Genomic DNA, 13,623 nt, shown 5'->3' with positions numbered 1-13,623 from the left:
CCCCCTTGCGAACCTTTACTGAAAATGATTATCGTCTTTACGTGCCCATGGAGGGCATGTACATGACTCAGGGGGGTCTATTTTGCGTACCCGCAAGCGCCTGCTGACCGTTGCCGGTTTCGCCGCCGCCGCTCTCTCCGCGGCCGGTCTCAACACGTCCGCCTTCGCCGCGACGACGCTGTCGTCCGGGCACGTCGACGTACTCGACTCGGAGTGGGACGGCAGCGCCCTGCACCTGCACGTGCACGACGAGGTGACCGACACCGAGTACGAGCCGGCCGATGTGACCCTGGCCGTCCCGGCGGCGGCGAAGGTCACCAACCCGGGCTACGGCTTCCTCGGCACCGGCGGCCAGGTGTGGCTGCTGCCCGACACGGAGGCCGAGGCCACCGCCGCCGGCGTGCTCTTCGCCGGCGTCTCCACCGAGCACCTCACCGCCGGCACCTTCACCGGCGACACCGTCACCTACACCCTGGTGAGCGCGACCCGGAACGGCGCGAGCACCGAGGACTTCAGCGTCTACAGCGACGCCTCGGGCTCGGTGAACCGCTACTTCGACAGTGGCAGCACCGCCAACCGCTCCGAGTCGTTCACCGTCGCCGCCCACAACCACCCCAACTGGGCCTTCGAGGAGGCGGGCACCTATCAGGTCACCTTCACCGTGAGCGGCACGGTCGGCGGCGGCACGGTCACCTCGGAGCAGGAGACCCTCACCTTCGTCGTGTCGGGCTGATCCGGGCCGATGAGTACAAGACACACCTACGCCGCCGCGGTGATCACCGCGGCGGCGGTGGTCACCGGCGCGGTGGGGCTCGTGGCGGGCGGCACCCCGCCCGCCCGGGCCGCCTCCGCAGCCGTCGTGCTCGACAAGGGAGCGGTCGACCTCACACCCCGGCTGGTCGACGGCGAACTCCAGCTCCAGATCGACGACCGGACGAGCGGCACCGAGGTGGTCCGCGAACCGTCCGAGGTCGTCTGGCACGTCGTACCCGAGGCGAAGTCGTTCGTCGAGGGCCCGCTCCAGGGGCCGTTGGGCAGCCTGATGGACGCCTGGTACCTCAACGGCTGGGAGGCGGACCAGATCTTCGCCCTCGAACCCGGCTGGAACGGCACGGAGGCCGGGGCCGACACCGAGGTGACGCTCGCCGGCTTCGAGGGCCCGGGCGGCTTCGCCCTCTACGACTGGCTGGAGGACGACTCCTACAACGACGTCCCGCCGGACGTGCACCTCGCCTCCGACCCCGCCGCGAACACCTCCTACACGCTGGGCAAGGACGCCGAACACGCCATCCCCACCTGGGCGTTCGGCGCCGAAGGCGTCTACCGGCTCACCCTGCGGGCAAGCGCCGCCCTCGCCGACGGCACCGTCTCCAGCGACACCGAGACCCTCGCGGTCGCGGTCGGGAACACGGACCCCACGGCTGTACTGCCGGGCGACGGATCGACACCCACAGCTGACCCCAGCCCTACAGGGACCAGCACGCCCACCGGCTCCGGCCCTCATGTCATCGACGACGGGCACCTGGATCTCGCCGCCCGGCCCGTCGACGGCGGATTGCAGTTCCAGATCAAGGAGGGCACGGCGTACGACTACGAGTGGTACGAGCCCGACGAGGTCGTGCTGCATGTCGTCCCGGCCGCGAAGAAGAAGATCACCAGCGACACTGCCTTCCTCGGCGCCGAGGGCGACCCCGTCTGGTGGCTGCCACTCGCCCAGGTCTCGGGCATCCTCTGGCCGGGCTGGAGCACCGAGGAGTGGGAACCCTCCGCGCTCGACGGCCAAGTCACCTACCAGGTGGACTCGTTGCAGGGCCCGGGCACCCTGGCGGTCTTCTCGGGCGGATCGCTCAGCGGCTGGGACCTCTGGATCAACAGCGGCGACGGGCTTCCCGACAGCTTCAACCACAGTGTCGACGCGCACTCCCACTCGTACTGGGCCTTCACCCAAGAGGGCGTCTACCGCACGAAGTTCACCGTGAGCGCGACCCTCGCCGACGGGACGGAGGTCAGCGACACGGCGACCATCGCGTGGGTGGTGGGCGACGACGTCGATCCGTCGACGGTGACGCCGGGGGCGGGGAGTGAGGCCACGGCGACGCCGACGGCCAGTGTTTCGGGCTCCGTATCGCCGTCAGGGACCGCGAGTACGAGTGCGAGTCCGAGTGCGGAGCCGTCCGCATCACCGTCGAGCGCCGCGTCCGCAGCGCCGTCCAGTGGCCGTACGCCGGCCACGGCCACCGGCGCTCTCGCCTCCACCGGCTCCGGTGTCCTCGTGCCGCTCGGCGCGTCCGTCGCCGCGCTGATCGTCGGGGGCGGGGCCGTGTGGGCCGTACGGAGAAGGAGGGTTCAGCGGTGAGGGGTCGTGCGGTCACGGCGGCCCTCGTGGGCGTGCTGCTCGCCGGGTGCGCCGCGTCCCAACAAGGCTCGGACACCGCCGAGTTGAGTGTATCGACGACCACCGCGATCATCGCCGACCTGGTGCGCCAGGTCGGCGGTGACCGTGTCGACGTCACCTCGATCGTGCCTGTCCACGGCGACCCGCACTCCTACGAGCCGAGCCCCGGCGACGCGGCGAAGGTCGCACGGGCCGACCTGGTCTTCAGCAACGGGCTACTGCTCGAAGAGCCGGGGATCACCAAGATGGTCCACAGCAACGCCCGCACGGACGCGCCCAAGGTCGAGATCAGCGAGGAGCTGGAGGCGTACGGCGGCACGGTCATCGAGCTGGAGGAGGACCTCGGGCTCGATGTGCTGTGGCTGGGCTGGGCGGTCGAGGGCGACCTCGGCGGCGCCGGTGCCCAAATGCGCATCAGCGCGACGGACTTGGAAGGTCCGGGCGACCTGCACGTCTATCTCACCGACACCCTCGGCAACCCGCAGAGCTACATCGACTCCACCGACGGCTTCGACGAGGACGACTCCTTCGAGCTGCCCGCCGAGGCGCACACCCACGTGAACTGGGCCTTCACGAAGCCGGGTACGTACCGGCTGACCGTCGAGGGCTCGGGCGGCGGCAGCGGCACGCTGACCTTCTCGGTCGGCGGCGCGGCCCCCGAAGGGGGTTCGGTTCTCGACGGCGGGCACGCGGACGTCGCATTCGACGCCGGGCAGCACAAGGTGTCCGTACGCTCCGACGATCCCGGCACCGGGAAGCGGACGTACCACGCGACCGACGACGTCACGCTCAATGTGCCGGACAGGGCGAAGGAACAAGTGCCCGAGGAGGGCGCGTACCGCTTCCTGGGCGCACCCGGCGCCGGCCTGTGGGTGCTGCCGCAGGCCGTCATCGGCAAGCACGTGCACGGCGACCTGGACCCGCACGCGTGGGAGGACGTCGCCAACGCCGAGGCCTATGTGCGGCGCATCGAGGCCGAATTGGTCAAGGCGGACCCGGCCGGGAGGACGGCGTACGAGAAGAACGCCGCCGCCTACCTCAAGACGCTCGGCGCCCTCGACCAGGAGGTCGCGGACACGCTCGCCACGATCCCCGAGGAAAACCGCAAGCTCATCACCACGCACGACGCCTTCGGCTATCTCGCGAAGGCGTACGGCATGGAGGTCGCGGGCTTCGTCGTCCCCGTGCCGAACCAGGAGCCGAGCGCCGCCGAGGTCGAGGAACTCGGCGACACCATCCGGGAGAAGGGCGTCCCGGCGGTCTTCCTCGAACCGAACCTCGCCGCCCGCGCCGACGTGCTGCGCCGGGTCGCCGAGGACGAGGGCGTGCGGGTCTGCACGATCTACGGCGACTCGTTCGACGACAAGGTCCACGACTACGTGGCGATGATGCGGCACAACGCGACGGAGCTCGCGAAGTGCCTTGAGGGAGAGGCACGTTGATGTACGGCAGGGTTTGTACGGCGGTGGCGCTGGCCGCCTCGCTGACGGTGGGCGGGAGTGTGGCCTTCGCGGCGGACGACAGCGCGGACGCCGGGGTTCCCGTGGTGGAGGTGGACGACTCCCATCGGGTCGTCGTGTCAGGGGGCGGCGAGGACTTCGCGGGCTCGCGGGTGTGGGAGGTGACGGCGGACGAGACCGGCTGGGGCCGGGACGGGTGGTCGCTGAGCGGGGCCGAGGGACCGGGAGCGGTGACCTCGGAGGGCCAGGAGCGCGACGCGCGTTGGGTGTTCGCGGCCGCGGGGACGTACGAGCTGGTCTTCCGTACGGGTGAGGCGACCCAAGCTCGGTATCAGGTGTTCGTCGGGGACGCGGCCATCGAGGAGGCGGAGACCGGGGCCGAGCCGGACGCGCCGCCTTCGGTGGCCGTCGGGGCGCCTTCCGCCGAGGCGACCGGGACGCCCGCCGTCTCGATGTTCGCCGCCCAGCAGGTGCCCCAACTCGCCGCCGAGAAAGCCCAGTCCGCCGCCGACGAACTCCGGTCCACCGCCGAGGACGACGTGACCGTGGTCTCCACGAAGGCGACCCTCGACGAGGGGCACATCGACATCGCCGCCCGGGTCGTCGGCGGCAGGATGCAGATCCACGTCAAGGACGGAACCGTGGCCGGAAAGACCACCTGGCGCGAACCCTCGTCCCTCGTACTGCACGTCAAGCCGGTCGCCGAGAAGACGATCCCGGAGAGCGACGACTTCACGTTCCTCGGCGAGGCGGGCGACCCGGTGTGGCTGCTCGACCAGGTGCAGCAGGACGGGCTGCTGTGGCCGGGCTGGTCGACGGAGAACATCCCGGCGGGGACGGCCGAGGGCGAGGTGAGGTTCTCGCTCGACAAGGCCGACGGGCCGGGGGACTTCGCGCTCTACACCTACGACGGACTGGCGGGCGCCGACGTGCTCTTCGACAGCGCGGACGGCGTGCCGGACTCCTTCGACATCGCCCAGAACACCCACGCGCACGGCGGCTGGGCCTTCCGGAAGGAGGGGACCTACCGGCTGACGTTCACCATGTCCGGGCGACTGGCGGACGGGACGAAGGTGAGCGACACGGAGACGCTGGCGTTCGTGGTCGGGGACGGCGCCGATCCGTCGGAGGTGAGTGGCGGGGACGATTCGCCGGACTCCGCCACGGACTCCGGGAGTTCGGAGACGTCCGCGGAAGCGGCCACCGGGAGCACCGACGCCTCCGGTTCCATGGCTCACACCGGCGCGGACGGCACCGTCCTCCTCGGGTCCGTGGCCGCCGGTCTGGCGGTGGCCGGCGCGGGTGCCGTCTGGGCCGTACGACGACGCCGTACGGGTGAGGAGGCGTGAGCGGCGCCCTGCTCAGGGTCGACTCGGCGTCCGTCGTCCTCGGCGGGCGCCCGGCACTGCGGGGCGCGTCACTGAGCGTCGACGGCGGCGAGCTGGTGGGGCTCATCGGGCCCAACGGGGCGGGAAAGACAACCCTGTTGAGGGCGGTCCTCGGCCTTGTCCCGCTCGCCTCGGGAGCCGTCCGCGCCGAGTCGTCTCCCATCGGGTACGTGCCCCAACGGCACGAGTTCGCCTGGGACTTCCCCATCGACATCGCGGGGGCCGTGCTGACGGGACGTACGCGCTCCATCGGCTGGCTGCGGGCGCCGCGGGCCGCGGACCGGGCGGCCGTCGGACGGGCCCTGGAGCTGACCGGGCTCACCGGGCTCCGCCGCCGGCCCATCGGCGAGCTGTCGGGCGGGCAGCGGCAACGTGTGCTGGTGGCTCGGGCTCTCGCCGCCGAACCCGAACTCCTGTTGCTGGACGAGCCGTTCACGGGAGTGGACGTGCCGACGCAGCACCTTCTAAACGACCTCTTCGGGCAACTCACCCGCGAACAGGGCAAGGCGCTGCTGATGACGACCCACGACCTGGCGGCCGCCGCCCGCACCTGTGACCGGGTGGTGCTGATCAACGGGACGGTCGTCGCGGAGGGCGGGCCGGAGCTGCTCACGGACCCGGAGCAGATGCTGCGTGCGTTCGGACTCGACCGGGCGATGGCGGGCAAGGGAGTGACCGCGTGATCGAGTTTCTGCTCGACCCCTGGGAACTCCCCTTCATGCACCGGGCGTTCACCGTGGCCGCCGTCGTCGGGCTGGTCTGCGGGGTCGTCGGGGTGTACGTCGTGCTGCGCGGGATGGCGTTCATCGGGGACGCGGTGGCGCACTCGGCGTTCCCGGGTGTGGCGCTGGCCTACACCTTCGAGGGGAACCTGCTGATCGGCGGGGCGGCCGCCGGGATCACCACCGCCGTACTGATCGCGTTCGTGTCGCAGAACCGGCGGCTGAAGGAGGACACCGTCATCGGGGTGTTCTTCGCCTTCGCGTTCGGACTCGGGATCGTGCTCGTGTCGACGCGGGACAGCTGGACGACCGACCTGTCGTCGTTCCTGTTCGGGCAGGTGCTCGCGGTGTCGGCGTCCGACGTGTGGACGGTGGCGGGGATCGGGGCGGTGCTGGTCGCCGTCGTGCTCGCGCTGCGCAAGGAACTGGTGGCCGTGAGCCTGGACCGGGAGACCGCCCGCGCGGCGGGGCTGCCGGTCTTCCGCCTCGATCTCACCCTGTACGTCGTCGTCACCGCGACGATCGTGATGTCGCTGGAGGCCGTCGGCAACGTACTCGTCCTGGCGCTGCTCATCACGCCCGCGGCGACCGCCCGGATGCTGACGGACCGGTTGTGGGTGATGACCATGCTCGCGTCCGGGATCGGCTGCGCGGGCAGTGTGGCCGGGCTCTATGTGTCGTACGCCTATGACCTCGCGGCGGGTGGTTCGGTGGTCGTCGTGCTGACCGGTGTCTTCATCGTCACCTGGTGTCTGGCGCCGCGGCACGGGCTGCTGACGCGGGCCCTGCGGCAGCGGGTCACTCCGGCAGCAGGTGCCCCCGCCGTGACAGCAGGAACTTCTTGAATGCCGCGACGGGCGGCGTGTCCGGGTGGCCGTCGAGCCAGGCGACGCCGATCTCGCGCACCGCGCGCGGGGCGGTGACCGTCAGTTCGACAACTCCCGGGCGGGCGAAGGCCGGTGGCGGGAGCAGTGCCACCCCGAGACCGGCGGCGACGAGTCCTCGTAGCGTCTCCGCCTCCTCGCCCTCGAAGGCGACCCTCGGCCTGAAGCCCGCCTCCCTGCACACGGCGTCGGTGATACGGCGCAGGCCGTAGCCGGGTTCGAGGGTCACGAAGGTCTCGTCGGCGGCCTCGGCGAGGCGGATGCGCTTGCGGGCGGCGAGGCGGTGGTCGGCGGGGACGACGAGCCGGAGCTTCTGCTCGTCGAGGCGGCGGGCCACCAGGTCGGGCGCGTCCGGCACGGGCGAGGTGAGGCACAGGTCCAGCTCGCCGGAGCGCAGCCGTTCCAGCATCGCCTCGCCATAGGTCTGGACGAGGCTGAAGCGGACGCGGGGGTGGTCGGCGCGGAAGGCGCGGATGAGCCCGGGGACCGTTTCCGACCCCATGGTGTGCAGAAAGCCGAAGGCGACCTTGCCGGTGGCCGGGTCGGCGTCCGCGCGCACCTCGTCGGCGGCGCGCTCGATCTCGGCGAGGGCCCGTTCGACGGAACCGAGGAACGTACGCCCCGCCGGGGTGAGCGAGACCGTCCGCCCCCTTCTCGCGAACAGGTCGACGCCCAGGTCCTGTTCGAGCCGGACCATGGCCCGCGACAGGGTCGACTGCGGCACGCCCATCTCCTGCGCGGCCCGCGTGACGTGCTCGGTGCGGGCCACTCCGGCGAAGTACGCGAGGCGCGGGGCGAGCAGCCTCGACATGTCCGCGCTGTCTTCTGTGTCACTGGACGGTGACAGGCGCGCTTCTGACCTCTGCTCATGCATCACGGGAACGATTATGTCGTTTCTGTGCATTGGACGGATGAGCGGTGGGTCTTTAGTTTCGAAGCATGCCTTCTGCCAGTACCGGGGCGTCCACGACCGTGGGCGCCGCGACCACCGCTCCTGCTCCTGCTCTCTCGACCGACTCCCGTATGGCCCCGGGCGGGCCCGGTTACCGCCGGATGAGCTTCGCCCTCTTCCTCGCGGGCGTCGCGACCTTCGCGCTGCTGTACTCCACGCAGGCGCTCCTCCCCCTCATCTCGCACGACTTCACGGCGAGTGCGAGCCAGGCGAGCTGGACGGTGTCGGCCGCGACGGGCGCGCTGGCGCTCTTCGTCCTCCCCATGAGTGCGCTGTCGGAGCGGTTCGGGCGTCGTACGTTGATGACGGCGTCGCTGGTGGTGGCCGTGACGGTCGGCCTCCTCGTCCCCTTCGCCCCGTCGATCGGCGCGCTGATCGCGCTGCGGGCCGTGCAGGGCGCCGCGCTCGCGGGGCTGCCGGCCTCGGCGACCGCGTATCTGGCCGAGGAGGTCCGGCCCAAGGCGCTGATCACCGCGATCGGTCTGTTCGTGGCGGGCAACAGCGTCGGCGGGATGAGCGGGCGGGTCATCACCGGCTGGGTCGCGCAGGAGTGGGGCTGGCGGGTCGCCGTCGGCGTGATCGGCCTGATCGCGGTCGCGTGCGCGGTCGCGTTCCGGCTGCTGCTTCCCGCTCCGCGGCACTTCGCCGCCGGGTCGCTGCGGCCGCGGGTGCTGGCCCGGACGGTCCGTGATCACCTCTCGAATCCGCTGCTGTGCCGGCTGTACGCGATCGGCGCGCTGTTCATGACGGTGTTCGGCGGGGTCTACACGGTGATCGGGTACCGCCTCACCGAGGCGCCGTTCTCCCTTCCCCAAGGCATTATCGGCTCGATCTTCCTGGTGTACCTGGTGGGTACGGTGTCGGCGTCCACGGCGGGGAAGCTGGTCGCCCGGCTGGGACGCCGGGGCTCCCTCTACCTGGCGGGCGGCACGACGACCGCGGGGCTGCTGGTCTCCCTGGCCGACTCGCTGCCGCTCATCCTGCTCGGCCTTGTGCTGATCACCGCGGGGTTCTTCGCGGGGCACGCGGTCGCCTCGTCGTCGGTGAGTCACACGGCGACGCGAGGGCGGGCGCAGGCCTCGGCCCTGTACCAGTCCGCGTACTACATCGGCTCCAGCGCCGGCAGCACGCTGGGCGCGGTCGCTTTCCACGCGGGTGGCTGGGCCGGGACGGTCTCGCTCGGCCTGCTGGCGGTGCTCGGGGTCGTAGCGATCACGGTGTTCGGTTCGCACGCGGCGCGGGCGGAGGCCCGGCGGGGGCCGGTGCTGGCGCACTGAGTGCGGGTGACGGGCAGGGTTTTTTCGCCCCCTCCGCCCCTACCCGTCCCTTGCTTCCTGGGGCTCCGCCCCAGACCCCGCTCCTCAAACGCCGGAGGGGCTGAAAATCTCGCCCGAGTTGGAGATCTTTCAGCCCGTCCGGCGTTTGAGGACGAGGCCGTTCAGGCCGAAGCGGGGGTCTGGGGGCGGCAGCCCCCAGGAACAAGGGACGGGTAGGGGCGGAGGGGGCGAACAAAACTCCCACCCCCTGACCTGCACCTTTCCCCACTCCGGGCGCCATTGTCAGTGGCCTGCGGTAGCTTCCGAAGTGCGGCGCGAAGACGCGACGGAAGCAGCCACAGGGGTGGGTTGGCTATGAGCGACGGCACGGCGACGACGACAGACACAGACCTGGACGTCCGGCTGGAGAAGCACCGGGTCGAGCTGACCGGGTACTGCTACCGGATGCTCGGCTCCTCCTTCGAGGCCGAGGACGCGGTGCAGGACACGATGGTCCGCGCCTGGCGCAGCTACGACAAGTTCGAGGGCCGCTCCTCGATGCGCTCCTGGCTGTACCGCATCGCGACGAACGTATGCCTGGACATGCTGAACGCGGGCAACAAAAGGGCACGCCCGATGGACCTGTCGGCACCCTCACCGCTGGCCCAGGCGGCGCTGAACCCTCTCCCGGACCACACGTGGCTGGAGCCGATGCCCACCGCCCGCGTCCTGCCGGAGATCGCCGACCCGGCCGAGGCCGCGGTGGCGAAGGAGTCGGTGCGGCTCGCCTTCATGGCCGCCCTGCAGCAACTGCCGCCCAAGCAGCGGGCGGTGCTGATCCTGCGCGAGGTCCTCGCGTGGAAGGCGAGCGAGGTCGCCGAGCTGCTCGGCACGACGGTCGCCTCGGTCAACAGCGCGCTCCAGCGGGCCCGGGCGACCCTCGCGGAGAGCGAGGGAGCCGGGGCGGACGCCGCGACCTCCGACCCGCTCGACGAGGAGCAGCAGAAGCTCCTGGAGCGCTATGTCGCCGCGTTCGAGGGGTACGACATGACGGCGCTGACGGCGCTGCTCCACGAGGACGCGATCATGACGATGCCGCCGTTCGACCTGTGGCTGGTCGGCACGGAGGACATCACCGGCTTCATGACGACGCTGGGCGCGGGCTGCGCGAACTCACGCCTGGTGCCGGTGGAGGTCAACGGCCTCCCGGGCTTCGCGCACTACAAGCCGGATCCGGAGGAGGGCGGCTTCTCCCCCTGGGCCGTGCAGGTCCTGGAGATCTCAAAGGGGCGGATCACCGGGTTCCACTGCTTCCTGGACACCGCTCGCTGGTTCCCGCTCTTCGGCCTGCCCCTCCGGCTCGAAGGCGTCGATGGCGTCGAACGCCTCGAAGGCGTCGAAGCGGAGACCGACCAGGTCGAGTAGGGCGCGCAGGGCCGGGTCCGGATTCCGCAGCCGTATCCGGCCCCCGGCCCGCCGCGCGGCCAGCTCCAGCCGAGCCAGTACGTCCACGACGCCCAGGCCGGGCGGCCCGAGCCCCGCGACATCGCAGACCACCACCCCGCTCCCGGTCGTCTCCAGTCGCGCGCGCACGTCGTCGCAGAGCCGGGGCACCTCGTCCCTGGTGACGAGGCCCGGCAGCACGAGTACCGCGGGTGTCGTGGCATCCACAATCAGTAGACCGGCCGGGGGCGCGGAACTCATCGCGAGGGTCCGCACAACATCACATTGACCTGAGCCGAGCCTTCCCCGGAGGGTTGGGTGTATGCCCCACGAACCAACACCTGATGCGATACCCGACGGCCGCCTCCCCGCCAAGGAGGCGCTGTGCAAGGGGTTCTGACGGGGTTCGCGGTGATCGCCGTCGTCATCGGGGTCGGCTATGTGATCGGACGGCGCGGACACCTCGGGGAGAACGGACGGGAGGTGCTCACCAAGCTCGCCTTCCACGTGGCATCACCCGCCCTGCTGTTCACGACGCTCGCGGGGGCCGACCTGTCGGTGATCTTCTCCAGCCGGCTCCTGGTCACGGCGCTGAGCACGGCCGCGGCGGCAGGCGTCTTCGTCGCGGTGGGTGCCGTACGGGGCTGGGGCGTGGGACGGACGACGATCGGCGCCCTGTGCTCCAGCTACGTCAACTCGGGCAACCTCGGTATACCGATCGCCGTATATGTGCTGGGGGACGCCTCGCTGGTCGCGCCCGTGCTGCTCTTCCAGGTGGTCGCCGTGACTCCTGTCGCGCTCACCATCCTGGACCTCTCCGGGGACGGCGAGAAGGGCCCCCTGTGGCACCAGCTGATCACGCCGCTGCGCAACCCCATCGCGGTCGGTTCCCTCGCCGGGGTCCTGGTCTCGGCGACCGGCATCACCGTGCCGAGCCCGGTCCTGGACCCGCTCACGCTGATCGGGAACATGTCGGTGCCCGCGGTACTGCTGGCGTTCGGCATCTCGCTGTGCGGCAGCAGCCTGCCGGGGCGCGGCTCCGACCGGCACCTGGTGCTGCTCTCCGTCGCGCTGAAGTCCGTGGGCCAGCCGCTGGCCGCCTGGGCACTGGCCGTCGGCGTCTTCGGCCTGCACGGCGCCCCTCTGCTCGACGTCGTGGTCACCTCGGCCCTGCCCGCCGCCCAGAACCTCTTCACGTACGCCTCGCGCTACCGGGTCGGCGAAACACTGGCCCGCGAGTCGATCCTGCTGTCGACGATCCTGGCGGTACCGGTGCTGGTGGTCATCGCGGCGCTACTGGGATGACCACCAGCCTGTGAGCAGCAACGGCCGAGCCTAGGAGATCCGGTCCAGCACAATCGGGGTCGGCTTGAAGTCCGTGCCCGCGGCCGCGATGTCGTAGGACCCCTCGACCGACTGGAGCGCGTACTCGAAGCGGTCCGGGGTGTCCGTGTGGAGGGTGAGGAGGGGCTGGCCCGCCGTCACCGTGTCGCCCGGCTTGGCATGGAGTTCGACGCCGGCTCCGGCCTGGACCGGGTCCTCCTTGCGGGCGCGCCCGGCGCCCAGGCGCCAGGCGGCGATGCCGATGTCGTAGGCGTCGAGGCGGGTGAGCACGCCCGACTGGGGCGCCGTGACGACGTGCTGCTCGCGTGCGACGGGCAGCGTGGCGTCCGGGTCACCGCCCTGCGCGGCGATCATGCGGCGCCAGACGTCCATCGCGGAGCCGTCGGCCAGGGCCTTCGCCGGGTCGGCGTTCTTGATGCCGGCCGCGTCGAGCATCTCGCGGGCCAGCGCGATGGTGAGGTCGACGACGTCCGAGGGGCCGCCGCCCGCCAACACCTCGACGGATTCCCGTACTTCGAGCGCGTTGCCCGCCGTCAGACCCAGCGGTGTCGACATGTCGGTGAGGAGCGCGACCGTCTTCACCCCGTGGTCGGTGCCCAACCCGACCATCGTGGAGGCGAGTTCACGCGCGTCCTCGATGGTCTTCATGAAGGCGCCGGTGCCCACCTTCACGTCCAGGACCAGCGAGCCCGTGCCCTCGGCGATCTTCTTGGACATGATCGAGGAGGCGATCAGCGGGATCGCCTCGACCGTGCCGGTGACATCGCGAAGCGCGTACAGCTTCTTGTCGGCGGGGGCGAGACCGTCGCCCGCCGCGCAGATCACCGCGCCCACGCCGTCCAGTACGGAGAGCATCTCCTCGTTGGACAGCAGCGCGCGCCAGCCGGGGATCGACTCCAGCTTGTCCAGCGTGCCGCCGGTGTGGCCGAGGCCGCGCCCGGACAGCTGCGGGACCGCCGCACCGCAGGCCGCCACCAGGGGCGCCAGCGGGAGGGTGATCTTGTCGCCGACGCCGCCCGTGGAGTGCTTGTCGGCGGTCGGGCGGGACAGGGACGAGAAGTCCATGCGCTCGCCGGAGGCGATCATCGCGGCGGTCCAGCGGGCGATCTCGCGGCGGTCCATGCCGTTGAGCAGGATCGCCATGTTGAGGGCGGCCATCTGGTAGTCCGCGACCTCGCCGCGGGTGTACGCGTCGATGACCCAGTCGATCTGCTCGTCGCTGAGCTCACCGCGGTCCCGCTTGGTGCGGATGACGGAGACGGCATCCATCGACAAAACAGCCATGGCTTTCCTTCCGAAAGGTGAGCGGCCCCTCACGTGACCGGTCGATCAGTCGATCAGTCGATCAGTCGATCGGGAGGGGCCGCACGGAGTTACTTGGTGAGATGCTCCGGCCCGAAGGCCTGCGGCAGCATCTCGGAGAGGGGCAGGATCCCGGCCGGGGTCTCCAGGATCAGGTCAGGCCCGCCGAACTCGTGCAGCAGCTGACGGCAGCGCCCGCACGGGACGAGGATCTCGCCCCGCCCGTCGACACAGGTGAAGTGCGTCAGCCGGCCGCCCCCGGTGTTGTGCAGCTCGGAGACCAGACCGCACTCGGCGCACAGCCCGACGCCGTACGAGGCGTTCTCGACGTTGCAGCCGGAGATGATCCGGCCGTCGTCGACGAGGGCGGCGACGCCGACCGGGTAGCCCGAGTACGGGGCGTACGCACGGGACATGGCCACGCGGGCCACCTCCCGCAGGGCGTCCCAGTCGACCTCGGCCGCCAGCCCCTCACCG

General features: G+C 71.0%; 12 protein-coding genes and 1 pseudogene. 9 read left to right on the top strand and 4 right to left on the bottom strand.

Translation table 11 applies throughout. The annotated features are described in order from the left end of the window. Positions 1-82: 82 nt before the first annotated feature. Genes OG219_RS30260 through OG219_RS30235 form a run of 6 tightly spaced genes read left to right on the top strand, consistent with a single transcriptional unit; the run spans position 83 to position 6,810 of the window. Complete coding sequence (locus OG219_RS30260) at positions 83-733, top strand: choice-of-anchor M domain-containing protein (protein ID WP_266831748.1); 651 nt, start codon at positions 83-85, stop codon at positions 731-733. A 9-nt stretch (positions 734-742) separates the two neighbouring features. Then, on the top strand, positions 743-2,356 hold the full coding sequence (locus tag OG219_RS30255) for a choice-of-anchor M domain-containing protein (protein ID WP_266831746.1): 1,614 nt from the start codon (positions 743-745) through the stop codon (positions 2,354-2,356). Further along, the gene (locus OG219_RS30250) at positions 2,353-3,837 is read left to right on the top strand and encodes an anchored repeat ABC transporter, substrate-binding protein (RefSeq protein ID WP_266831744.1); all 1,485 of its coding nucleotides are present in this window, start codon (positions 2,353-2,355) and stop codon (positions 3,835-3,837) included. Before OG219_RS30255 ends, OG219_RS30250 begins: the two co-directional genes overlap by 4 nt. Then, on the top strand, positions 3,837-5,204 hold the full coding sequence (locus tag OG219_RS30245; RefSeq protein ID WP_266831742.1) for a TIGR03773 family transporter-associated surface protein: 1,368 nt from the start codon (positions 3,837-3,839) through the stop codon (positions 5,202-5,204). Before OG219_RS30250 ends, OG219_RS30245 begins: the two co-directional genes overlap by 1 nt. Next, entirely contained in the window at positions 5,201-5,926 is a 726-nt protein-coding gene (locus OG219_RS30240; RefSeq protein ID WP_266831740.1) for an anchored repeat-type ABC transporter ATP-binding subunit, read from the top strand. Before OG219_RS30245 ends, OG219_RS30240 begins: the two co-directional genes overlap by 4 nt. Next, positions 5,923-6,810 (top strand): anchored repeat-type ABC transporter permease subunit, encoded by an 888-nt coding sequence (locus tag OG219_RS30235; RefSeq protein ID WP_266831738.1) that lies wholly within the window; start codon positions 5,923-5,925, stop codon positions 6,808-6,810. The genes OG219_RS30240 and OG219_RS30235 overlap by 4 nt, the downstream gene beginning before the upstream one ends. Here the strand turns inward: OG219_RS30235 and OG219_RS30230 are convergent. Beyond that, complete coding sequence (locus OG219_RS30230) at positions 6,764-7,726, bottom strand: LysR family transcriptional regulator (protein ID WP_266831736.1); 963 nt, start codon at positions 7,724-7,726, stop codon at positions 6,764-6,766. The two genes, OG219_RS30235 and OG219_RS30230, sit on opposite strands and share 47 nt — an antisense overlap. Positions 7,727-7,788: 62 nt before the next feature. Between OG219_RS30230 and OG219_RS30225 the strand changes: the two genes are divergently transcribed. Beyond that, positions 7,789-9,078 (top strand): MFS transporter, encoded by a 1,290-nt coding sequence (locus OG219_RS30225; protein WP_266831734.1) that lies wholly within the window; start codon positions 7,789-7,791, stop codon positions 9,076-9,078. 354 nt (positions 9,079-9,432) lie between these two features. Further along, positions 9,433-10,482 (top strand): sigma-70 family RNA polymerase sigma factor, encoded by a 1,050-nt coding sequence (locus OG219_RS30220; protein ID WP_266831732.1) that lies wholly within the window; start codon positions 9,433-9,435, stop codon positions 10,480-10,482. A gap of 39 nt (positions 10,483-10,521) precedes the next feature. Here OG219_RS30220 and OG219_RS30215 read toward each other — a convergent pair. Further along, a pseudogene (locus tag OG219_RS30215) lies at positions 10,522-10,761 on the bottom strand (hypothetical protein); the annotation flags it as partial. Between the two features lie 123 nt (positions 10,762-10,884). Between OG219_RS30215 and OG219_RS30210 the strand changes: the two are divergent. Then, positions 10,885-11,805, top strand: a complete 921-nt coding sequence (locus OG219_RS30210) for an AEC family transporter (RefSeq protein ID WP_266831730.1) — start codon at positions 10,885-10,887, stop codon at positions 11,803-11,805. A gap of 30 nt (positions 11,806-11,835) precedes the next feature. On the opposite strand, the gene OG219_RS30205 is transcribed toward OG219_RS30210, so the two are convergent. Together OG219_RS30205 and OG219_RS30200 are read right to left on the bottom strand one after the other, a co-directional pair. Continuing rightward, on the bottom strand, positions 11,836-13,119 hold the full coding sequence (locus OG219_RS30205; protein ID WP_266836281.1) for a thymidine phosphorylase: 1,284 nt from the start codon (positions 13,117-13,119) through the stop codon (positions 11,836-11,838). 98 nt (positions 13,120-13,217) lie between these two features. Further along, on the bottom strand, positions 13,218-13,613 hold the full coding sequence (locus OG219_RS30200; protein WP_266836280.1) for a cytidine deaminase: 396 nt from the start codon (positions 13,611-13,613) through the stop codon (positions 13,218-13,220). Positions 13,614-13,623 lie beyond the last annotated feature (10 nt).

This window comes from Streptomyces sp. NBC_00038 (assembly GCF_026343635.1).
Classification (GTDB): Bacteria; Actinomycetota; Actinomycetes; order Streptomycetales; family Streptomycetaceae; genus Streptomyces.
Note: the sequence above shows the minus strand (reverse complement) of the source record. Positions and strands in the feature narration are given on the sequence as shown.

What these genes read in the sequence shown, in the direction of transcription:
- OG219_RS30245 (WP_266831742.1), top strand. Translation starts at nt 3,837, where the DNA reads ATGTACGGCAGGGTTTGTACGGCGGTGGCGCTGGCCGCCTCGCTGACG.
- OG219_RS30255 (WP_266831746.1), top strand. Translation starts at nt 743, where the DNA reads ATGAGTACAAGACACACCTACGCCGCCGCGGTGATCACCGCGGCGGCG.
- OG219_RS30220 (WP_266831732.1), top strand. Translation starts at nt 9,433, where the DNA reads ATGAGCGACGGCACGGCGACGACGACAGACACAGACCTGGACGTCCGG.
- OG219_RS30225 (WP_266831734.1), top strand. Translation starts at nt 7,789, where the DNA reads ATGCCTTCTGCCAGTACCGGGGCGTCCACGACCGTGGGCGCCGCGACC.